Here is a 22,754-nt window from a genome sequence, read left to right as displayed (position 1 = left end):
TTAAGACTAGCCTAAAATATCAAAAAAAAGACAAAAAAAAGCATTCCCAAATGGAATGCTTTTTTAAGGCTATTTAGTTAGCGTAAATTACTTCTTCTTAACCGCTTTAGGGTTAGGTAAGTCAGTAATTGAACCTTCATACATTTCAGCAGCCAAACCTATTGACTCATGTAATGTTGGGTGAGCATGAATGGTTAATGCGATATCTTCAGCATCACAACCCATTTCAATGGCTAGGCCAATTTCACCTAATAATTCACCGCCGTTAACACCCACTATAGCACCACCGATAACGCGATGAGTCTCTTTGTCGAATATTAACTTAGTCATACCTTCACTACAATCTGATGCGATTGCACGGCCACTTGCAGCCCATGGGAAAGTCGCAGTTTCATAAGCAATACCTTGCTCTTTAGCTTCTTTCTCAGTTAAACCAACCCATGCTACTTCAGGATTAGTATAAGCAATTGATGGAATCACTTTAGGATCGAAGTAGTGCTTCATGCCCGAAATAACTTCAGCAGCAACATGGCCTTCATGCACACCTTTATGAGCCAACATAGGTTGACCAACGATATCACCGATAGCATAAATATGCGGTACGTTAGTACGTAACTGCTTATCAACATTGATAAAGCCGCGCTCATCAACATTAACACCCGCTTTTTCAGCAGCTAAAGACTTACCATTAGGTGAACGGCCAATTGCGACTAAAACAGCATCGTAACGAACAGGTTCTGCAGGTGCATTTTTGCCTTCCATTGTCACGTAGATACCATCATCTTTCGCTTCAACTGCGGTCACTTTAGTTTCAAGAATTAGATTAAACTTCTTCTTAATTTGCTTAGTGAAAACGCGAACTACATCTTTATCTGCAGCAGGAATAACTTGGTCAAACATCTCAACCACGTCAATTTGGCTGCCTAAAGATGAATACACTGTACCCATTTCTAGACCGATAATACCGCCACCCATTACCAATAACTTACCAGGAACTTCTTTCAGTTCAAGTGCATCAGTTGAGTCCCAAATACGTGGGTCTTCATGTGGAATAAACGGTAATTTAATTGGACGTGAACCAGCAGCAATAATCGCTTGTTCAAACTGAACTACGGTCACGGTGCCATCTTCAGCGGTAACTTCTAAGCTATTAGGGCCGGTAAATTTACCGAAACCATTAACCACGTCAACTTTACGCATTTTAGACATTCCGCCTAAACCGCCAGTTAATTGGCCAATAACTTTATTTTTAAAGCTACGTAATTTGTCTAAATCAATCTTTGGCTCACCAAAAACAACACCATGGTCAGCAACCATCTTGGCTTCTTCAATGACTTTTGCTACGTGCAATAGTGCTTTTGAAGGAATACAGCCAACATTCAGACACACACCACCAAGGGTACTGAAACGTTCAACAATTATGGTGCCTAAGCCTAAGTCAGCAGCACGAAACGCCGCAGAATAACCTGCTGGACCTGCTCCTAGTACAACTACTTGAGTTTTGATTTCGTTGCTCATGATTTCCTCTAATCTTGTTCATTCCGTGTGGAAGACGGATCGGCCCAAATGTCGATGTCGCCAGCTTGAAACTTACGTTTCACTTCCAATTTCTTTCAATTGTGAACTAAAAAATTGGGATGGGCGCATTTTATACTCAAATCAATTTGTTTGAAACCGATCACAATAAAAAGGTCGCTCATATGAGCGACCTTTGTGGTTATAAAATCAATGTACGAATGTCTGATAGTATCGCAGACAAGGTGACACTAAAGCGTGCAGCCATTGCGCCATCAATAACGCGATGGTCATATGACAACGATAACGGCAACATTAATTTAGGTTCAAATTCTTTACCGTTCCACTTTGGCTTAATTTCAGATTTTGACACACCTAAAATCGCCACGTCTGGATAATTAACAATCGGCGTAAATGCTGTACCGCCAATGCCACCTAAACTTGAAATAGTAAAACAACTACCTTGCATATCAGCAGACTTCAGTTTGCCGTCACGAGCACGAATAGAAATGTCGGTTAACTCACGCGACAATTCAACAATGCCTTTCTTATCAACGTCACGTACCACCGGAACCATTAGGCCATTTGGAGTATCAACAGCAACACCAATGTGGAAGTACTTCTTCTGAATAAGTGACTCACCATCCGCACTCAAACTTGAGTTAAATACTGGGAACTCAGCTAATGCTTTAGCGACCGCTTTCATCATGAACACTAATGGAGTGATCTTATAATCCGCTTTCTTCTTCGCAGCAAGATCGTTCTGCTGCTTGCGGAATGCTTCCATCTCAGTGATATCAGCTTCGTCAAACTGGGTGACGTGTGGAATGGTTACCCAGTTGCGATGTAAGTTAGGACCAGAAATCTTCTGGATACGGCTTAATGGTATTTCTTCCACTTCACCAAACTTACTGAAATCAACTTTAGGCGCAGCTATAACGTTTAAGCCACCAGCACCACCAGAAACCGCTGTTGCAGCCGTAGCTTTAGGACGTGATAACTCGTATTTCACAAACGCTTGCACGTCTTCTTTCAAAATACGCGCTTTACGACCAGTACCCGATACCTTGCTTAAATCAACACCAAACTCGCGCGCTAAGCGACGTACCGCAGGCGATGCATGCACAACGCCGGTTGACGCAGTAACAGCAGCGCTAGGATGAAACGGCACTGGCGGAGCTGATGGACGACTTGCTGCCATTGCTGGAGCTGGTGCCGCGGGAGCTACTTCGGCTTGAGCAGGAGCAGCTTGCGCTACTGGTGCTGAGCTTGTGGTTTCAATGGTCGCAATTAAGCTACCTTGAGACACTTTATCGCCCACTTTAATGGTTAACGACACTAACTTACCGGCAAACGGCGCTGGTACTTCCATAGTGGCTTTGTCGGTTTCAAGCGTAATTAACCCTTGATCTGCAGTGATTTCATCACCCACTGCAACCAACACTTCAATAATATCAACATCATTGGCGTCGCCAATATCAGGCACATGAATCTCTTGTACTTGAGTTGTCACGGCTGCAGGAGCTGCTTGTGCCACTGGCGCAGCAGCTTGTGCCGCAGGTGCCTGAGCGGCTTGAGCAACCGGCTCAGGAGCAGAACCAGCAACTTCTAGCATAATCACCAATGAACCTTCAGACACTTTGTCGCCCAAGGCCACTTTAATCTCTTTAACCACACCTGCTTTAGGTGATGGTACATCCATGGTGGCTTTGTCAGTTTCTAAAGTAATTAGCCCAGTATCAACGTCAATGCTATCGCCAACAGCAACCAATACTTCGATGATAGACACATCAGTGTCTCCACCAATATCAGGTACTTTTACTTCAATCACTTCTGAGCTACCAACACTTGGTGCGGCAACAGGCGTCACTGGTGCAGGAGCTGCCGCTTGAGCAACCGGGGCTTCAGCTTTTGGCGCTGGCGCTTCGGCTTTTGCTGGTGTAGCGCTTGCTACACTCATCATCGCAATTAATGTGCCTTCAGACACAGTATCGCCTACCGCAATCTTTAACTCTGCCAAGGTACCAGCAAAAGGTGCTGGAATGTCCATGGTTGCCTTATCACTTTCAACTGTGATGATTGATGCTTCTTTTTCAAGAAAATCACCCACCGCAGCACAAATCTCAATAACTTGTACTGCATCAGTATCAATATTAGGAACCAAAACTTCCTTTAAATCAGCCATTTTGTATCCCCTTACGCGAACTGTGGGTTGATCTTGTCAGCATCAATGCCATATTCAGCGATGGCTTTAATTAACACATCAACTGGCATTTCATTACGCTCAACAAGTGACTTCAGCGCCGCAATAACAATAAACTTGGCATCAACTTCAAAATGATGACGTAAGTTTGCACGGCTGTCGCTACGACCAAAACCATCAGTACCCAGTACTTTATAATCAGTTGGTACGAATGCACGTAATTGCTCACCGTATATTTTCATGTAGTCAGTCGCCACAATAGCTGGCGCATCTGCAGATAATACCTGGCTAATATACGCTTGCTTAGGTTTAGCAGTTGGGTGCAACATGTTCCAACGTTCAGCCGCTTGGCCGTCACGTGTTAGCTCGTTAAAGCTAGTAACACTAAATACATCTGCACTAACACCAAAGTCTTTCGCAAGGGCTTGAGCCGCTTTACGAACTTCTTCTAAAATGGTGCCACAACCCATAAGCTGTACTTTACCCTTGCCACTACCAGCAACAGACTCAAGCTTATAAATACCTTTTACGATACCTTCTTCGGCACCGGCTGGCATTTCTGGCTGAACGTAGTTTTCGTTCATAGTGGTTAAGTAGAAGAAGATATCTTCTTGATTTTCGCCATACATACGACGAATACCATCTTGCACTACCACCGCAATTTCATAACCATAAGTAGGGTCGTAAGAAATACAGTTTGGAATAGTGTTAGCCAATACGTGGCTATGACCATCTTGATGCTGTAAACCTTCACCGTTTAATGTTGTACGACCTGAAGTACCGCCGACTAAGAAACCACGTGCACGCATATCGCCTGCAGCCCACGCCATATCACCAATGCGTTGGAAACCAAACATTGAGTAATAGATGTAGAAAGGAATCGTTGGCATGTCGTTAACAGAATAACTGGTTGCTGCTGCAACCCAAGATGACATTGCACCTAATTCGTTAATCCCTTCTTGCAATACTTGGCCGGTTTTATCTTCACGGTAGTAAGCAACTTGATCAGAATCTTGTGGAATGTATTTTTGGCCTTCGTGAGCATAAATACCCACTTGACGGAATAAACCTTCCATACCAAATGTACGCGCTTCATCAGGAATAATTGGCACAATACGCTTGCCAATCCCTTTGTCTTTTAACAATGCCGTTAATACTCGAACAAATGCCATCGTTGACGAAATTTCACGGCCGTTAGAGCCTTTTAAAATCGAATCAAAAATTTTCAATGAAGGAACGTCTAACTCTTCAGTGAACTTTTGGCGACGTTGCGGTAAATAACCTAACAATGCTTCACGACGACTCTTTAAGTATTTCACTTCTTCAGAGTCTGGGCCTGGATGATAAAAAGGTAAATCTTCTAACTGGTCGTCAGGGATCGGGATATTGAAACGATCGCGGAAGTAACGGATAGACTCAGCGCCCATCTTCTTCACGTTGTGAGCGATGTTTTTACCTTCGCCAGCATCACCTAAACCATAACCTTTAACAGTTTTAGCTAAAATAACCGTTGGACGACCTTTGGTTTTTTGTGCATGTTCAAGTGCAGCGTAAACTTTAACTGGGTCATGACCACCACGGTTTAAACGCCAAATGTCATCATCTGACATATTAGCAACCATTTCAGCCGTTTCTGGGTACTTACCAAAGAAATGCTCACGCGTATACGCGCCGCCTTTGGCTTTACAGTTTTGGTATTCACCGTCTACGGTTTCTTCCATTAACTGCAATAATTTACCGCTAGTATCACGAGCCAATAACGGATCCCAATAGCGACCCCAAATCACTTTAACCACTTCCCAGCCTGCGCCGCGGAATTCGCCTTCAAGTTCTTGGATAATTTTACCATTACCACGAACAGGGCCATCTAAGCGCTGTAAGTTACAGTTAACGATAAATACTAAGTTATCTAATTCTTCACGTGCTGCCAAACCAATAGCACCTAATGCTTCTGGCTCATCACACTCACCGTCACCTAAGAAACAGTAAACAGTTTGCTTAGAACAATCTTTTAAACCACGGTCAGTTAAATACTTCAAATAACGCGCTTGGTAAATCGCCTGAATAGGACCTAGACCCATCGATACCGTAGGGAACTGCCAATATGTAGGCATTAACTTAGGATGCGGGTACGAAGAAAGGCCTTTTCCATCCACTTCTTGGCGGAAGTTAGCCATTTGCTCTTCAGTAATGCGGCCTTCAAGGAACGAACGCGCATAAATACCGGGTGCAATATGGCCTTGAAAATACACCAAATCACCACCGTCATGCTCATTAGGCGCGCGGAAGAAATGGTTAAAACACACATCGTAAATCGTCGCGCTAGACGCGAAACTTGAAATATGGCCACCTAACTCTAAATCTTTCTTAGAACCGCGTAATACCATCGCCAACGCATTCCAACGGATAATAGCCCGAATACGGCGTTCCATTTCTTGGTTGCCTGGCATGTTTGGCTCTTGGCCTGCAGGAATAGTGTTTAAGTACGCAGTGGTTGCATTGTAAGGTAAGTGAGTACCGTTACGACGCGCTTTGTCGATTAGTTTTTCAAGTAAAAAATGTGCACGTTCAGGCCCTTCTTGCTCTAATACAGCTTGCAGAGCATCAACCCACTCTTGGGTCTCTGATGGGTCTAAATCTTGAAGCATATCTTCAGACATCTCGCAGTCCTTCTCTATATACGGATTATATTTCGGCTTTATTAGTTGTTGCTTGTTGACACAACAACTCAGTTACACGCCGCTCTTTAAACGGCGCAAACTACGTTGCAACCGACTGTCTTCTTTTCTTACTGACAACATGACTTCTTCGATATAGCTTAAGTGCTCATTCGAAGCTTCACGTGCAGCGTCTGGGTCCCGGCGTACAATCGCAGCCGTAACGCTCGTCTGTGATCATTTGCCATGGTGGAAGCTTCTTCGCGTCGGCTTAAAAGCTCCAGGTTTTGTGCTACATTTTTATGCAGCACAGGGGTTAAACTTAATACTAAATGCAGCATAGCAACATTGTGCGACGCCTCTGCAACCGCACGATAAAAACGTACAATGGCATCAGCTTGTGCTTCTACATTGATTGCCGTTTCTACTTCGTTAATGCGATTTTTAATGTTTTGCATGTCCGCATCAGTGCCACGCAGTGCAGCAAAATACGCCATCATGCCTTCAGTGGCGTGACGGAATTCAAGTAAGTCATACTGACTTTCAGAATCGTTATGCATTAACTCAACGATAGGATCGGCAAGGCTTTGCCATAGCTGTTCTTTTACATAGGTGCCACCGCCTTGACGACGCATGAGCAACCCTTTTGCTTCTAATTTTTGAATAGCTTCACGTAAAGAAGGACGAGACACTTCAAATTGCACCGCAAGTTCGCGTTCAGGAGGTAGTTTCTGACCCGGCTGTATACTGCCCTCTAGGATCATCCGCTCTAATTGCTCCATGATCACATCAGAAATTTTTGGCTGGTTAATCTTAATATAGGCCATCTGGCGATCAGCTCCCTAAACAAGCAATTGTCAATTGGTCTTACCAATTAATATGAGTGAGCGCACTTTATCAAATCATACAAGCCATGTCTAGTTATCAGCATATCGACAAAAGAACACCGCTTTGTTTAAAACGCTCAAGCCCAGAGCATAACTGAAATTTATCCTCAAGGGGTCAGACCATTTACCCGAAAGTGCTAGAAACAAGAAACTAGAACGCTACGCTGCTAGAAGCTATAAAATCTTAGCAGCGAAGCTGTCCCTAGAAGCGCAGCGACCCTAGCAGGACGAAGTCCGCCCTAGTATCTAGGAGCTAGTACCTAGAACGCTACGCTGCTAGAAGCTATAAAATCTTAGCAGCGAAGCTGTCCCTAGAAGCGCAGCGACCCTAGCAGGACGAAGTCCGCCCTAGTATCTAGGAGCTAGTACCTAGAACGCTACGCTGCTAGAAGTTATAAAATCTTAGCAGCGAAGCTGTCCCTAGAAGCGCAGCGACCATAGCAGGACGTAGTCCGCCCCAGTATCTAGGAGCTAGTACCTAGAACGCTACGCTGCTAGAAGCTATAAAATCTTAGCAGCGAAGCTGTCCCTAGAAGCACAGCGACCCTAGCAGGACGAAGTCCGCCCTAGTATCTAGGAGCTAGTACCTAGAAGCGCAGCGCCCTAAAGTCTAACTAACAAAACCAAAAATAGTTAATACCGAAACCAGGGTTAGCAACAACACAAAGTTACGTTTACTTAATGCCAACAATGCCAATGTAGACTGCACACTTAGCGGCGCGGCGCCAGCTTCTGGTAGAGACTCAGCGGCCACAGCTGTATAAGTCACGATGGTTTTAGCATCGATTTTAACGCTCAAACCATATTTCCGCCAAGCGCTTAAACCTTCACTAAACTGGCCACTTAATACATAACCAAAACTAAAGATACGACTTGGTAACCAATCAAATAACATCTGTAACGGATCAACTAATGGCATCTCAAGCTTATTCTTACTGTTGTACTCACTATAAAAACGCACTGTACAATATAAAATGGCACCAACTGGGCCTAAAAATATCAAATACAATGCCACAGCACCGTAATATCGGTAATTAATCCACGCTACTGTTTGGCCTACTTTGCGGCCTAAATCCTGTTCATCGACCACATCTAAGCAATCTGTGCTGTCTAATTCGCCAGCATAACGGTAACAGGCCTGTACATCACCGCGGCATGCCGCTTGAATATACTGCTTAAACACACTTCGCAATGTTTGGTGACTAAAACAAATAATGGCTATCAGTACCCAAAACAACAAGCTGAACAAATCAAACATGATGCCATCTAAGAGAAAGCTAATCACCAAGACAAATAAAGCGGGCAACACGATTGCCATCGCAACGCCAAATTCTGATTTAAGCGATTGGCTATCCCAAAACTGTTTTTGGTAACGTGTCATTAGGCTATCGAACTGCCAACCACTTGGCAGAAGCTTCAAACGCTCAACTAAAATTGCCACTAATAATGAAAATAACGCCATGAATATCCTTTTTACGTCAATTGCGTTGCAGCTGTAACCATTAAAGGTCAATGCTTACATGGGTAATGACTACAACGACTATTTAACAACGGTTCTTTAATAAATGCTGGAGCAAACGCCATCCCCATAAATGCTACCTATACAGCTGTAATGGCTTGTTTATACCGAGACCAATCAAAACTAAAACCAGGATCTGTTTTACGCCCAGGAGCGATATCACAATGGCCAACAATATTATTTACGTTAATCATAGGATACTGCGCCATTAACTCCAATGTTAATAGCATTAATTGCTGGTATTGCTCAGCGGTATAACCACTGCTATCGGTACCTTCCAGTTCAATGCCAATAGCAAAATCGTTACACCCCTTGCGGCCTTTGAACTCAGAAACGCCGGCATGCCATGCCCTGTCATCACAACTCACATACTGCACCACTTCACCATCGCGGCGAATTAAAAAGTGTGCCGAAACTTGCAAGTCTGCCAACTCAGCAAAACTGTCGTCAGCCTCAGTGTCTAAGCAGCCTTGAAAAAGTGCATCAATATGCGGTAAGCCAAAACAACCTGCGGGTAAGCTAATATTGTGGATCACCAATAAACTGACTTCATTATCTGGCCGTGAATTAAAATGAGGTGAAATACACTTTCTCGCGCTGGCTAACCAACCTTGCTCTAATAAGCCTTTTGGCATATAACTCCTTAAACACGATGACCTAAGTATTATCAATGTAAATTTAACCGGATTAACCAGCAATACCAACGCTGATTATCTCTAGGATCTAGAACGTGACTACGTCACTGCTAGAATCGCTGCGCTGCTAGGACGGACTGCGTCCTGCTAGGATCTAGAACGTGACAGCGTCACTGCTAGAATCGCTGCGCTGCTAGGGCGGACTGCGTCCTGCTAGGATCTAGAACGTGACTGCGTCACTGCTAGAATCGCTGCGCTGCTAGGACGGACTGCGTCCTGCTAGGATCTAGAGCGTGACTGCGTCACTACTAGAGTCGCTTCGCTGCTAAGATTTTATAGCCTCTAGCCGCGCAGCGTCCTCGTAGCACAGCGTCCTAGCCTCTAGGATTCTAGATGATTTAGCGATGTACATAAGTGTCAGTATATAGCCAAGTTATGGTAATCTTAACAAATGCTTTCTGTAACAAACACTCCGATAAACACGGAGATTGTTTAGCCTTATCACGCTCTTTAGCAAGGACTTTGCTTATGTTAGAAAACGACATCCGTCATGCTGTACAAACAGCACTTGATGAAGACCTAGGTCACACCGCCCATAATACCATTCACGATATGCTTAATGCCGATATTACCGCACAATTAATTCCTGCAGATAAACACGTTTCCGGCACATTAATTACTCGCGAAGATGGGGTTTTTTGCGGTAAAGCATGGGCAGAGCAGGTATTTAATCAACTCGGCAGTGAAGTTGTGCTGCATTGGCATGTAGATGACGGTGATTTAATTGTCGCCAATCAATTGCTATGCGAGCTCTCTGGCCCAGCACGCGCTATTTTAACTGGCGAACGTACAGCAATGAACTTCATTCAAACCTTGTCAGGGGTAGCCAGCTTAACAAAATTGTACGTTAATAAACTTGCAGGTACCCACACTCAATTACTCGACACTCGCAAAACCATACCCGGCCTGCGCACCGCCCAAAAATATGCCGTAACTTGCGGTGGCGGTAAAAACCATCGTATTGGTTTATTCGATGCATTCTTAATTAAAGAAAACCATATTATGGCGTGCGGCGGTATCTCACAAGCCATTACCGCAGCACGGGCTTTAGACGGTAACAAACCAGTAGAAGTCGAAGTAGAGTCACTTGAAGAGCTCACCCAAGCACTCGATGGCGGCGCCGATATCATTATGCTCGACAACTTTGACGTCACCATGATGGTCTATGCAGTGAGCCTTAATAATCGCTACAAGGACCAAGATAAAGGTGCCAAGTTAGAAGTGTCAGGTAATGTCACGTTAGACACCCTAGCCACCTTCGCCCAAACTGGAGTTGATTATATTTCAGTAGGCGCACTCACTAAACACGTTAAAGCGTTAGATTTATCGTTAAGATTGAAAGCGTGATGCTTAAGTCTGTTAGATTCTAGGTACGAGAGCCTAGGTGCTAGGGCGGACTGCGTCCTGCTAGGTCGCTGCGCTTCTAAAACAGCTTCGCTGCTGAGATTGAGATACTAGGGCAACTTTGCTGCTGAGCTTTTATAGTCTCTAGCCGCATAGCGCTCTAGCCTCTAGGCTTTTTGCTACTAGATTCTAGAGCGGACTGCGTCCTGCTAGGTCGCTGCGCTTCTAGGACAGCTTCGCTGCTGAGATTGAGATACAAGGGCAACTTTGCAGCTGAGCTTTTATAGTCTCTAGCAGCGTAGCGCCCTAGAACCTAGCAGCGTAGCGCTCTCGAATCTAGGCTTTCTGCAGCCATTTAAAGCGCCAACAAAACAACATTGTTACATTTATGTCAAAAAAATAACGCATAAAGCTAACATGTCAAAAATAATTTATCGTATAATGTGCGGGAAATGTGAAATTAGAGCATTTTTAGACATTTATTTTTTATTTGTCCGTTAAAAGTATTCCATTTTGTAACAGTTTATACTAACGTTTACAGTAGGCGAGTTGGCCTTTCGGCCATGTACTGTAATTGCGATATTGTAATTTATGTCAAAATACTAACAACTAATCAACATTTCATTATAAGCTAACGCAGTAAATGTTATTTTAAAATTGTTAGTATTAACGTATTTGCTCTAAGATTACCGCTCAGCCGAAATGTCATAAAATAAATAATCTGCTTGCATTATTTTGCGTTTAACATGGTTGTAGTATGTATATTATGCATTGCATATTAGAGATACAAATAGCCGTGGCCAGCACAAGCAATGTTAGCTGTATATAAATCGTGGTAGCCTAGTCTATAGTAACTAGCACCACATAATTGTGCTTTACGGTTTTAGGCAAATGGACTGCCAACTACTTCATTTACGTTACTAGGCTTAAGCTCTAGACTAAATAAGCAGTTATCGAGGATCGATACTACCCCGGCCTATTTTACGGAGAGAAAATGAAAAGTATCAACCAAATCAAAAACGCTAAGGGTTTCACCCTTATCGAATTAATGATCGTAGTCGCGATTATAGGTATTCTTGCAGCAATCGCACTGCCTGCTTATCAGGATTACACAGTTAAGTCACAGGTTAATTCGGCTTACTCTGAAGTGAGTTCAATTAAATCACAATATGAAGCAGTAATGAATGAAGGTAAAACACCTTCAATAACAAGGGCTGACATTGGCTTTGTTGGTCAAGTAACAGATGGCGGTCAATACTGCATCTTAAGTTTAGTTGCTGATAATCGTGGTCTTGAGTGCGAAATAACTAATGCTAATGCAGACAAAGCTTTAGGTGAAACAATTACTTTAGGAAGAGATGAAGACGGTATATGGACTTGTACTACTTCTGCAGATTTAGAGGCAAAGTTTATTCCAGGATCTTGCGTATCAGCATAATCGTTTAAACACTTAAAGGCAGCATTTAGCTGCCTTTTTTATCTTTAACTATAAAAATATATGTCATAATTTTAAATTTAATTAGGTTAACAGGTAAATAAGTATGTCGACTGCAGGATTAAATCTTGGCCTTTCCACATTATTCATAAAAAAAAACCTGTTAACAGAAGAACAGATTACGACTTCGATTTCGCAATCTCGTAAGACAAAAGTTTCGCTCGTTACCACCTTGATTCATTCAAAGTTGCTCTCTGCACGTGAAATAGCTGAATTATGCTATGAAGAATATGGCACACCGTTACTCGACTTAAGCGAGTTTGATCTAGCGTCTATAGTTGAAGAGTTGTTAAATAAAAAACTTATCGAAAAACATAAGTGCCTACCATTATTTAAACGCGGTAACCGTCTCTATATCGCAACGTCAGACCCCACAAACATTGCAGCCCTTGAAGACTTCCAGTTTAGTTTAGGTTTACATGCCGAAGCCATATTGGTTGAAGACGATAAACTCCTTAAAGCCCTAGAAAAAATACTCGAAGAAGATATTAGTGGCCTGGGGTTAGAAGGAATAGATGAGGAAGCATTAGCGGGAATAGAAGTCGCTGATACTAGCCATGACGATGAGCCGACTGGTGATAGCAGTGATGATGCACCTATTGTTATTTATATTAATAAAATTCTTACCGATGCTATCCGTAAAGGTGCCTCAGATTTACATTTCGAGCCTTACGAGAAACGCTATCGGATTCGCTTTCGTATCGACGGCATCTTGCATGAAGTATCCGAGCCTCCGGTTAACTTATCCAACAGAATTTCAGCTCGCTTAAAAGTCATGTCGAAATTAGACATTGCCGAACGCCGCGTACCGCAAGATGGCCGGATTAAAATGAAGCTGTCGCGCACCAAATCCATCGATTTTCGAGTTAGCACCTTGCCCACCATTTGGGGCGAAAAAATCGTAATGCGTATTTTGGATTCATCTTCCGCCCAGCTAGGGATTGAAAAGCTCGGTTACGAAGATGACCAACGACTATTGTACGAAGAAATGCTCGCCAAACCGCAAGGGATGATTTTAGTTACCGGCCCTACAGGTTCAGGTAAAACAGTCTCCTTGTATACCGGTCTTAATATCCTTAATACCGAAGAGCGTAATATATCAACCGCCGAAGATCCGGTCGAAATAAATCTCGAAGGGGTTAATCAAGTTCACATTAATTTAAAAGCCGGCTTAACCTTCGCATCAGCGCTACGTTCATTTTTACGCCAAGATCCCGATGTGGTGATGGTCGGTGAAATTCGCGATTTAGAAACCGCAGAAATCGCCATTAAAGCGGCGCAAACCGGCCACCTAGTGTTATCCACCTTACATACTAACTCGGCAGCAGAAACTCTAACTCGTTTAATCAATATGGGTGTACCAGGCTATAACATTGCCAGCTCAGTAAACTTAATTATCGCTCAACGTTTAGCAAGACGATTATGCCCAGCCTGTAAGCAAGTTGAAGATGTGCCTGTAGCTGAATTACAACGCCTAGGCTTTCAAGAGGCAGACATTAGCAAAGGCATTAGCGTATTTAAACCGGTTGGCTGTGAATTATGCTCTGGTGGTTATAAAGGCCGTGTCGGTATTTACGAAGTGATGAAAATGAGTGATGAAATAGCCCGTATTATTATGGAAGGCGGTAACTCACTCCAAATTGCTACCTTAGCCAAGCAGCAAGGCATGCGCGATTTACGTCAATCTGGGCTACTTAAAGTCATTCACGGTGTAACCAGTATTGCCGAAATTAACCGTGTCACCAGCTTTTAATTCGGCTAAAATTAATCGTCTAAAGTTAAACGCCTAAAGTTAAATCAATTATAATAATTCAACTGTTTAATTGATAATGCTATTAGCAATCATGATTTAGCGTGGATGCGGAACTATAAAAGGATTGGCTAAATGGCCACTGCAGCAGTAAAAAGAAAAGCGAAGGTAAAAAAGACTATCAAACACCAACCTAAGGTGTTTACTTACCAATGGAAGGGTGTTAATCGTGATGGTCAACGTACTTCTGGTGAGTTGAAAGGCTCCACGATTGCTGAAATTCGTAGTGTGTTAAAAGCCCAAGGTGTCACACCTAAGGGCGTACGTAAAAAATCGGCCCCTTTGTGGAAGTCTGAAAAAAGTATCACCGCGATGGACATTGCGATGATGACTCGTCAAATTGCTACAATGTTGTCTGCGGGCGTCCCGCTTGTGACTACTATTGAATTATTGGGTAGAGGTCATGAAAAGGCTAAAATGCGCGAATTATTGGGCACTATTTTATCTGATGTTCAATCAGGTATTCCACTTTCCGATGCATTAAGGCCGCACCGACGCTATTTTGATGATTTATATGTCGACTTAGTCGCTGCTGGTGAACATTCAGGCTCACTAGATGCCGTATTTGATCGCGTAGCGACATATCGAGAAAAAGCAGAGCAATTAAAATCTAAAATAAAAAAAGCCATGTTTTATCCGGCGGCTGTTGTCGTAGTTGCTTTTGCCGTAACTGCACTACTACTATTATTTGTAGTGCCTCAGTTTGAAGATATTTTTAAAGGGTTTGGTGCAGAATTACCAGCTTTTACTCAAATGATTATAAACTTATCCCGCTGGCTACAGTCGTCATGGTATTACTTCGCTATTGCAATTATTGCGGGTATTTGGCTATTTAGACGAACACATAGAAATTCACAGGCATTCCGAGATCGAGTGGATGTTGCGGTTCTAAAGATTCCTGCCATAGGCGATATTCTTCACAAAGCTTCAATGGCTCGTTTTGCGCGTACTTTAGCCACAACATTCGCAGCAGGTGTACCATTAATCGATGGTTTAGAGTCTGCTGCTGGGGCATCTGGTAATTATGTCTACCGTAAAGCATTGCTAAAAGTTCGCCAGGAAGTGATGGCAGGTATGCAAATGAATGTCGCTATGCTCACCACTGGCTTGTTTCCAGACATGTTAATTCAAATGGTAATGATTGGTGAAGAATCTGGCGGCTTAGATGAGATGCTTAATAAAGTATCAAACATTTATGAAATGCAAGTTGATGACGCTGTCGATGGGCTATCAAGCCTAATAGAACCCGTTATGATGGTAGTAATTGGCACTGTTGTAGGCGGTTTGATCATCGGCATGTATTTACCTATTTTCGAAATGGGTAATATTGTCGGTTAGTATTAAATAACTCTCAAAATAAAAAGAATAACATGACTGAATTTATCTCAACTTTTATTGCCACAATGACTCAATACCCTGGGGTCTTTGTGGCAATTAGCTTTATTTTTGCGGTCACCATTGGCAGCTTTCTCAACGTGGTGATCCACCGTTTACCGGTGATGATGAAACGTGAATGGCAAAGTGAATGTAATTTTTACTTAAATGAATATCATCCTGATATTGTCGAGCAAATAGGTAATGAGCGCTTAAATAAACCCATTGATGCTTTTCCTGCTAAATACAATATTGTAGTACCAGGTTCTGCCTGCCCTAAATGCAAAGCCAATATTAAACCCTGGCATAATTTACCGATACTCGGTTGGTTGATGCTTAAAGGTAAATGTGCCGATTGCAAAACGAGTATCTCAAGCCGCTATCCCATTATTGAACTATTAACCGGTGTATTAATTGCTGCATTAGCCTGGCATTTTGGCCCTACATGGCAGTTTGTCTATGCCAGCATATTAACGTTTGTACTAGTGGCGTTAACGGGTATCGATTTAGATGAAATGTTATTACCCGACCAGCTCACCTTACCTATCCTTTGGCTAGGATTAATCATTAACCTCAAGGGCATTTATACTAGCCCAGAAGATGCCATTATCGGTGCGGCAGCAGGGTATTTAAGTCTATGGTCAGTATTTTGGTTATTTAAATTAATCACTGGCAAGGAAGGCATGGGCTACGGTGACTTTAAACTATTAGCCGTTTTTGGTGCCTGGTTAGGCTGGCAAATGTTACCGCTAATTATTCTATTATCTTCACTAGTAGGCGCAGTAGTGGGTATCACCATGATAATGGCTAAGAAGCTCAACAAAGGTAATCCAATCCCCTTTGGTCCTTATATCGCTGCAGCAGGCTGGATAGCGTTAGTATGGGGACATGACATTCTTAATTGGTACCTTAGTACATTATGATGTTAAAAAAGTTTGTTGTCGGCTTAACTGGCGGCATAGCCAGCGGCAAAACCACCGTGGCTAACTTATTTGCAGAATATGGCATAGACTTAGTGGATGCCGATGTTATTGCCCGAGAAGTGGTCTCAATCGGCTCTGATGGACTCAAAGCGATAGCCCAACGCTTTGGTCAGTCACTATTACTAACCGATGGCAGCCTCGATAGAGCTGCTCTTCGAGCACAGGTTTTTAATAACCCAGAACAACGTCTATGGCTTAATAATTTACTCCATCCTATGATCCGCCAAAAGATGCTCGACCAAGTGCAAGCATCAACTTCGGCATATGTAATAATGGTAGTGCCCTTGCTATTTGAGAACCATTTAGATAGTTTAGTTGATACTACTTTGGTTGTAGATATTGCACCGGAGTTACAGATTTCAAGGACGATGCAACGTGATGGTGTCAGTAAACAACAGGTTGAGCATATTCTTGCAAGTCAAATGACCCGAGAGCAACGACTTGCTCAAGCTGATAACATTATTGATAATCAGGGAGAATATGAGCTGTTGCGCAGTCAAGTACTTGCTCTGCACCAACAATATTTACAACTGACAGCCGATCAAGAAACTAACGTTAATGACTGATTTAATTTATGAACAACCATTAAATGAAAAAATACGCAGTTATTTACGTATAGAAAATCTTGCCTTACAGTTGCAGCTCCATGCTGAACAAGATCATCAACATCAATGTTTTAATCCTCTATTCTCTCTTGCCGAACTCACTGAACGTTGTGATTATCGCACCGACATATTAAAAGATATCGAAAAACAAATTCAGCTAATTTCTCATTGGCGTGCTCACTCAAATGTTGATAAAGCTCAAGTGGATCAACTCACCCAAAGGCTTGTAGCCTTAAAGTCACCACTACAATCACAGGAAAGAATAGGCTGTAGCCTTAAACGAGATAAGTTTATCTCAGCTTTAAGGCAGCGTTTTAATATGACTGGTGCGTACTGTAACTTTGACTTTCCTCAACTGCACTTTTGGTTAGGCAAAGACTGGCAATATCGACAGCAGGATATTAGAAACTGGCTCATGCAATATCAGCCACTATTAGATCCAATAATGCTACTTCTAGAGCTCATTAGAACTACAGCAAATTTTAGTTTACGCCAAGCTCAAGTAGGCTTCTATCAAGGCGACTCATCTCAAGCTCTGTCATTAATTCGAGTAAAAATAAACTCCAACCAAAATTGCTACCCTACAATCAGTGGCAACCGAAATCGACATGCAATTCATTTTGTAGATTTTGATTTACATCGCCACACAGGTGAAACTGTTGAGTTCTCACTAGCAACCTGCACTTAAACCCTTTACCATCACTAGTAATATTAATTACTAAGAATCATTATGCCGTTAACAGTAGTAAACTGCCCAACTTGTAAAATCAAGGTTGAATGGAAAGATGAATCGCTATTTAAGCCTTTTTGTAGCGAGCGTTGTAAACTTATCGATCTTGGCGACTGGGCAAGTGAAAAACATGCAATCCCTGTCAAGGATAGTATCGATCCAGATATGTTTGATGATATTGGTTTTGATGAAGGTGACTTCTTCAAACAATAACCTCAACAATATAAGTAAAAAATATAAGAGGCAAACATGCAAAAAAGAGTACATGTTGCTGTCGGTGTCATCATAAACCAACACCAGCAAATTTTATTAGCCAAACGTCATGATCATTTACATCAAGGTGGTAAATGGGAATTCCCTGGCGGTAAAGTAGAACGCAATGAAACGGTAACTGCTGCGCTAATTCGAGAACTAAAAGAAGAGGTGAATCTGGATGTCAACAGCACAACCGCATTTATGGATATCAGCCATGATTATCCAGATAAACATGTGCTGCTTGATATTCATCTAGTAACAGACTTTAATGGTCATGCTACTGGTGTTGAAGGACAGCAAATACGATGGGTTGAACTACAATCGATAAACGAATATGAGTTCCCTGATGCTAACAAACCTATTTTAGATAAGCTGCTAACCCTTTCTTGGTAAAATATTAATAAGCTGTCTAATTACAGCTTATTAAAACATTCAAGCCACTCAAACACGCTCGCTTCATAGCGAAAGCCAAAAAACATAAATGCTATAAAGTATTAGTCGTAAAGCAATGGCTAGCAATAACACGCGAATAGACGAAAAAGCGAAAGCCTAGATGCTTCGCTGCTTGGACTAAAACCTTAACATCCCTGGCCATGTGGCGTTAGATCGCATTGATGTTTAGTTTCAAGATGAAGCAAGATTTGGTCAGCAAAATACTACAACCCGCATTTAGGCGACGAAAGCAACCCGACCGCAGGCAGTAAGACAATAACAGTTCGAATCAGCGTATTTATAGGGTGCTGTGTGTCCAGCTACTGGCATGACAGAGGCCATAATTGCCCCGCATGCCAACAGTGAGTATATGTCCGAGCATTGCAAATTAATTTAATAAGCAACCGAGTTTGCTCGCCATGCTTTAGTCATCATGGACGGCGCAGGTTGGCATCAACAAGCGCTGACAGAGGGATTTGATAACCTTAGTATCATTAAGCTTCCTCCCTATTCACCAGAAATCAACCCCATAGAACAAGTGTGGCAATGGCTTTGTCAGAATGAACTCGCTAATCGTTGCTTTAGTGGATATGACGATATTGTTGAGCAGTGCTCAAACGCCTGGAATCGATTTATTTCGGAGCCTGAAAGGGTAATTCGATTGTACTCTAGAGATTGAGTAAAACTGAACAATTAATGTAATTGTTATAAGACACTAATGATAATGACCTTTATACTAATCCGCATTAGACTTTGCCCATATTGGCCCAGTCTCTTGTACATAAACTTTTCACCCTGTCCTTGCACTGAATAAACGTATTCCAAGCACTGCAACACTGCTTAACGATATCGATATAACCATCAAAACACCTATTTGCTAAACAGTGCTGCCATTGCCATACCTGTTCTATTGGATTTAGCTCTGGAGAATAGGGTGGTAACTTGAGGAGCGATAAATGACTAAAATCTTTAGCTATATCATCCGTATGCCAGCCCGCGCCATCTATGATAACAAGAGCATATCTATCCGAATGGTTTGCTTTTGAAATTTGCTTCAAGTGTTGCCACATAGCCGCTCTATTAACAAAGGGAGTGACCAAAGCTTCTGTTGCCCCCGTTGCTGGGCAGGCTGCCCCAAATAGATAAGCATATTCAAATTGTTGCTGCTTTATAGCTCTGGGTCTAGAGCTTTTTAGCGCCCACAGTTTGGTCGTTGTATTTTGCTGGCCAAATCGAGCTTCATCTTGAAACCAAATATCGACAGTGTCTAAAGGAATATAAACAGGGATCGTTGCGATCGTTTTAGAAATGAGTTTTTTAAAATCTGCTTGAGCTTCTAAGGATTATTTTGGGTGCTTAGAGCGACTTGTAATCGAACTTAAACCAATACTTTTCAATATTTTATACACATGGTTTAGATGATAATGGTTACCAAGCTGCTGTTCTATATAGGATTGAATGTCTATACCCGTTAATAGTCCACCTAGTTCGGAGCGGCTTAATTCGTCTATATATTGATAGGGGACCTGCTTTTGCTGTTCGCCGAGTTTATGAGCATTTGTCGAGATCATGTTGGCTTTTAAACCATCAATGCCAGAATTTAAGTAGTTTTTAACCCATTCATTGACACTGCGACGACTTACCGTTAGTTGGCGAGCAACTTGAGCGCGATTGTGACATTCTAAGAAGCAAGAAATAGCCAAAATGCGAATACGCATACGGGCGTCTTTTTCTGACGTTGATAATTTATAGATGTGTAATTTTTCACTGAATAGAATAATTTGAAAATGATGAGTGTATTAGATAATAATTTAATACGGATTGGTCTTAGTCATCATGGACGGCGCAGGTTAGCATCATCTATGTTTCGATATGCTTAAATTACAGACGTAAAAAAGCCCGCTATATAATAGCGGGCTGTTTCACGACTCTTGCAAGTCAATTAGGCGCCTGGAAATGACCTACTCTCGCATGGGGAGACCCCACACTACCATCGGCGATACTGTGTTTCACTTCTGAGTTCGGAATGGGATCAGGTGGTGCCACAGCTCTATGGTTTCCAGACAAATTTGCATATCTAACACACTAATTCTTCATTAGGCATTAAATAATAATTCGGAAAGCTGATTGCTTCTATCTTACTTTGAGTCTCTTCACACCGTTTAAGCGCTTCATTCTAACACTAAGGTCAGTAAAACCCATCTGGGTTGTATGGTTAAGCCTCACGGGTCATTAGTACAAGTTAGCTCAACGCCTCACAACGCTTACACACCTTGCCTATCAACGTAGTAGTCTCCTACGGCCCTTTAGAGAGCTTAAAGCTCTAGGGATGACTCATCTTGGGGCTCGCTTCCCGCTTAGATGCTTTCAGCGGTTATCGATTCCGAACGTAGCTACCGGGCAATGCCATTGGCATGACAACCCGAACACCAGCGGTTCGTCCACTCCGGTCCTCTCGTACTAGGAGCAGCTCCCCTCAATCATCCAACGCCCACGGCAGATAGGGACCGAACTGTCTCACGACGTTCTGAACCCAGCTCGCGTACCACTTTAAATGGCGAACAGCCATACCCTTGGGACCGACTTCAGCCCCAGGATGTGATGAGCCGACATCGAGGTGCCAAACACCGCCGTCGATATGAACTCTTGGGCGGTATCAGCCTGTTATCCCCGGAGTACCTTTTATCCGTTGAGCGATGGCCCTTCCATTCAGAACCACCGGATCACTATGACCTACTTTCGTACCTGCTCGACGTGTATGTCTCGCAGTTAAGCTGGCTTATGCCATTGCACTAACCGTACGATGTCCGACCGTACTTAGCCAACCTTCGTGCTCCTCCGTTACTCTTTGGGAGGAGACCGCCCCAGTCAAACTACCCACCAGGCACTGTCCTCAACCCCGATAAGGGGCCAGAGTTAGAACATCAAAACTACAAGGGTGGTATTTCAAGATTGACTCCACTCAGACTAGCGTCCAAGCTTCAAAGTCTCCCACCTATCCTACACATGTAGGTTCAATGTTCAGTGCCAAGCTATAGTAAAGGTTCACGGGGTCTTTCCGTCTAGCCGCGGGTATACGGCATCTTCACCGCAATTTCAACTTCACTGAGTCTCGGCTGGAGACAGCGTGGCCATCATTACGCCATTCGTGCAGGTCGGAACTTACCCGACAAGGAATTTCGCTACCTTAGGACCGTTATAGTTACGGCCGCCGTTTACCGGGGCTTCGATCATGAGCTTCTCCGAAGATAACCCAATCAATTAACCTTCCGGCACCGGGCAGGCGTCACACCGTATACGTCATCTTGCGATTTTGCACAGTGCTGTGTTTTTGATAAACAGTTGCAGCCACCTGGTATCTGCGACTGCCGTCAGCTTAGGGAGCAAGTCCCATCACCAACAGCAGCGTACCTTCTCCCGAAGTTACGGTACCATTTTGCCTAGTTCCTTCAGCCGAGTTCTCTCAAGCGCCTTGGTATTCTCTACCCGACCACCTGTGTCGGTTTGGGGTACGATTCCTACTAACCTGAAGCTTAGAAGATTTTCCTGGAAGCATGGCATCAACTACTTCATCACCTTAGTGACTCGTCATCAGCTCTCAGCCTGTACATTAAAGTACGATTTCCCGGATTTGCCTAAGAAATCAACCTACCACCTTAAACGCGGACTACCAACGCCGCGCTAGCCTAGCCTTCTCCGTCTCTCCATCGCAGTTAGCAGAAGTACAGAAATATTAATCTGTTTCCCATCGACTACGCCTTTCGGCCTCGCCTTAGGAGTCGACTCACCCTGCCCCGATTAACGTTGGACAGGAACCCTTGGTCTTTCGGCGAGGGAGTTTTTCACTCCCTTTATCGTTACTCATGTCAGCATTCGCACTTCTGATACCTCCAGCGTGGGTTACCCCTTCACCTTCAACGGCTTACAGAACGCTCCTCTACCGCGCACTTCTAATGAAATGCACCCGTAGCTTCGGTGACTAGCTTAGCCCCGTTAAATCTTCCGCGCAGGCCGACTCGACTAGTGAGCTATTACGCTTTCTTTAAATGATGGCTGCTTCTAAGCCAACATCCTAGCTGTCTAAGCCTTCCCACATCGTTTCCCACTTAGCTAGTACTTTGGGACCTTAGCTGACGGTCTGGGTTGTTTCCCTTTTGACAACGGACGTTAGCACCCGCTGTCTGTCTCCCGAGTAGTACTCATTGGTATTCGGAGTTTGCAAAGGGTTGGTAAGTCGGGATGACCCCCTA

14 protein-coding genes, 2 rRNA genes and 3 pseudogenes (1 of these 19 running past the window's edge) are annotated in these 22,754 nt (G+C 43.2%); 10 read left to right on the top strand and 9 right to left on the bottom strand.

The annotated features are described in order from the left end of the window. Nucleotides 1-87: 87 nt before the first annotated feature. The 6 genes and pseudogenes from lpdA to ampD form a co-directional block, all read right to left on the bottom strand. Nucleotides 88-1,518, bottom strand: coding sequence for a dihydrolipoyl dehydrogenase (gene lpdA, locus EGC82_RS02975; RefSeq protein ID WP_124729426.1), 1,431 nt, complete (start codon nt 1,516-1,518; stop codon nt 88-90). A gap of 199 nt (nt 1,519-1,717) precedes the next feature. Next, complete coding sequence (gene aceF / locus EGC82_RS02970; protein WP_124729425.1) at nt 1,718-3,700, bottom strand: pyruvate dehydrogenase complex dihydrolipoyllysine-residue acetyltransferase; 1,983 nt, start codon at nt 3,698-3,700, stop codon at nt 1,718-1,720. An 11-nt stretch (nt 3,701-3,711) separates the two neighbouring features. After that, nucleotides 3,712-6,378 carry a pyruvate dehydrogenase (acetyl-transferring), homodimeric type gene (aceE, locus tag EGC82_RS02965; protein ID WP_124729424.1) on the bottom strand — a complete coding sequence of 889 codons (2,667 nt, stop codon included), beginning with the start codon at nt 6,376-6,378 and terminating at the stop codon, nt 3,712-3,714. Between the two features lie 72 nt (nt 6,379-6,450). Then, nucleotides 6,451-7,202 (bottom strand): annotated as a pseudogene (gene pdhR, locus EGC82_RS02960) (pyruvate dehydrogenase complex transcriptional repressor PdhR). A 670-nt stretch (nt 7,203-7,872) separates the two neighbouring features. Then, a complete protein-coding gene (ampE, locus tag EGC82_RS02955) occupies nt 7,873-8,724 on the bottom strand; it encodes a beta-lactamase regulator AmpE (RefSeq protein WP_124729423.1) in 852 nt (283 codons plus the stop codon). Nucleotides 8,725-8,861: 137 nt separating this feature from the next. Further along, nucleotides 8,862-9,416, bottom strand: coding sequence for a 1,6-anhydro-N-acetylmuramyl-L-alanine amidase AmpD (gene ampD, locus EGC82_RS02950; protein ID WP_124729422.1), 555 nt, complete (start codon nt 9,414-9,416; stop codon nt 8,862-8,864). A 528-nt stretch (nt 9,417-9,944) separates the two neighbouring features. On the opposite strand from ampD, the gene nadC reads away from it, so the two are divergent. The 10 genes and pseudogenes from nadC to EGC82_RS02900 all read left to right on the top strand — a co-directional run. Beyond that, on the top strand, nt 9,945-10,823 hold the full coding sequence (nadC, locus tag EGC82_RS02945) for a carboxylating nicotinate-nucleotide diphosphorylase (RefSeq protein WP_124729421.1): 879 nt from the start codon (nt 9,945-9,947) through the stop codon (nt 10,821-10,823). A gap of 991 nt (nt 10,824-11,814) precedes the next feature. Further along, a complete protein-coding gene (locus EGC82_RS02940; protein ID WP_124729420.1) occupies nt 11,815-12,258 on the top strand; it encodes a pilin in 444 nt (147 codons plus the stop codon). A gap of 103 nt (nt 12,259-12,361) precedes the next feature. After that, nucleotides 12,362-14,068, top strand: coding sequence for a type IV-A pilus assembly ATPase PilB (gene pilB / locus EGC82_RS02935; protein WP_124729419.1), 1,707 nt, complete (start codon nt 12,362-12,364; stop codon nt 14,066-14,068). A gap of 132 nt (nt 14,069-14,200) precedes the next feature. Beyond that, complete coding sequence (locus tag EGC82_RS02930) at nt 14,201-15,463, top strand: type II secretion system F family protein (RefSeq protein ID WP_124729418.1); 1,263 nt, start codon at nt 14,201-14,203, stop codon at nt 15,461-15,463. A 32-nt stretch (nt 15,464-15,495) separates the two neighbouring features. Next, entirely contained in the window at nt 15,496-16,422 is a 927-nt protein-coding gene (locus EGC82_RS02925) for a prepilin peptidase (RefSeq protein WP_124729417.1), read from the top strand. Continuing rightward, nucleotides 16,419-17,048, top strand: coding sequence for a dephospho-CoA kinase (gene coaE, locus EGC82_RS02920; RefSeq protein WP_124729416.1), 630 nt, complete (start codon nt 16,419-16,421; stop codon nt 17,046-17,048). The genes EGC82_RS02925 and coaE overlap by 4 nt, the downstream gene beginning before the upstream one ends. Beyond that, complete coding sequence (zapD, locus tag EGC82_RS02915; protein ID WP_124729415.1) at nt 17,041-17,775, top strand: cell division protein ZapD; 735 nt, start codon at nt 17,041-17,043, stop codon at nt 17,773-17,775. Before coaE ends, zapD begins: the two co-directional genes overlap by 8 nt. A gap of 42 nt (nt 17,776-17,817) precedes the next feature. Then, a complete protein-coding gene (yacG, locus tag EGC82_RS02910) occupies nt 17,818-18,030 on the top strand; it encodes a DNA gyrase inhibitor YacG (RefSeq protein WP_124729414.1) in 213 nt (70 codons plus the stop codon). A 36-nt stretch (nt 18,031-18,066) separates the two neighbouring features. After that, the gene (gene mutT / locus EGC82_RS02905) at nt 18,067-18,465 is read left to right on the top strand and encodes an 8-oxo-dGTP diphosphatase MutT (RefSeq protein ID WP_124729413.1); all 399 of its coding nucleotides are present in this window, start codon (nt 18,067-18,069) and stop codon (nt 18,463-18,465) included. A gap of 184 nt (nt 18,466-18,649) precedes the next feature. Next, a pseudogene (locus EGC82_RS02900) lies at nt 18,650-19,183 on the top strand (IS630 family transposase); the annotation flags it as partial. A 67-nt stretch (nt 19,184-19,250) separates the two neighbouring features. Here EGC82_RS02900 and EGC82_RS02895 read toward each other — a convergent pair. The 3 genes and pseudogenes from EGC82_RS02895 to EGC82_RS02885 form a co-directional block, all read right to left on the bottom strand. After that, nucleotides 19,251-20,222, bottom strand: a pseudogene (locus EGC82_RS02895) (IS630 family transposase). A gap of 230 nt (nt 20,223-20,452) precedes the next feature. Next, nucleotides 20,453-20,568, bottom strand: a 5S ribosomal RNA gene (rrf, locus tag EGC82_RS02890). A 147-nt stretch (nt 20,569-20,715) separates the two neighbouring features. Continuing rightward, nucleotides 20,716-22,754, bottom strand: a 23S ribosomal RNA gene (locus EGC82_RS02885); it runs 866 nt beyond the window's last position.

The sequence above is a fragment of the Shewanella livingstonensis genome, from assembly GCF_003855395.1.
In the GTDB taxonomy this organism is placed as follows: domain Bacteria; phylum Pseudomonadota; class Gammaproteobacteria; order Enterobacterales; family Shewanellaceae; genus Shewanella; species Shewanella livingstonensis.
The sequence above is the reverse complement of the archived record's forward strand: the minus strand, read 5'-3'. Positions and strand labels throughout refer to the sequence as shown.

Excerpts from the sequence above, each read along its gene's own strand:
- lpdA (WP_124729426.1), bottom strand. The coding sequence starts at position 1,518 with ATGAGCAACGAAATCAAAACTCAAGTAGTTGTACTAGGAGCAGGTCCA.
- aceF (WP_124729425.1), bottom strand. The coding sequence starts at position 3,700 with ATGGCTGATTTAAAGGAAGTTTTGGTTCCTAATATTGATACTGATGCA.
- aceE (WP_124729424.1), bottom strand. The coding sequence starts at position 6,378 with ATGTCTGAAGATATGCTTCAAGATTTAGACCCATCAGAGACCCAAGAG.
- ampE (WP_124729423.1), bottom strand. The coding sequence starts at position 8,724 with ATGGCGTTATTTTCATTATTAGTGGCAATTTTAGTTGAGCGTTTGAAG.
- ampD (WP_124729422.1), bottom strand. The coding sequence starts at position 9,416 with ATGCCAAAAGGCTTATTAGAGCAAGGTTGGTTAGCCAGCGCGAGAAAG.
- nadC (WP_124729421.1), top strand. The coding sequence starts at position 9,945 with ATGTTAGAAAACGACATCCGTCATGCTGTACAAACAGCACTTGATGAA.
- EGC82_RS02940 (WP_124729420.1), top strand. The coding sequence starts at position 11,815 with ATGAAAAGTATCAACCAAATCAAAAACGCTAAGGGTTTCACCCTTATC.
- pilB (WP_124729419.1), top strand. The coding sequence starts at position 12,362 with ATGTCGACTGCAGGATTAAATCTTGGCCTTTCCACATTATTCATAAAA.
- EGC82_RS02930 (WP_124729418.1), top strand. The coding sequence starts at position 14,201 with ATGGCCACTGCAGCAGTAAAAAGAAAAGCGAAGGTAAAAAAGACTATC.
- EGC82_RS02925 (WP_124729417.1), top strand. The coding sequence starts at position 15,496 with ATGACTGAATTTATCTCAACTTTTATTGCCACAATGACTCAATACCCT.
- coaE (WP_124729416.1), top strand. The coding sequence starts at position 16,419 with ATGATGTTAAAAAAGTTTGTTGTCGGCTTAACTGGCGGCATAGCCAGC.
- zapD (WP_124729415.1), top strand. The coding sequence starts at position 17,041 with ATGACTGATTTAATTTATGAACAACCATTAAATGAAAAAATACGCAGT.
- yacG (WP_124729414.1), top strand. The coding sequence starts at position 17,818 with ATGCCGTTAACAGTAGTAAACTGCCCAACTTGTAAAATCAAGGTTGAA.
- mutT (WP_124729413.1), top strand. The coding sequence starts at position 18,067 with ATGCAAAAAAGAGTACATGTTGCTGTCGGTGTCATCATAAACCAACAC.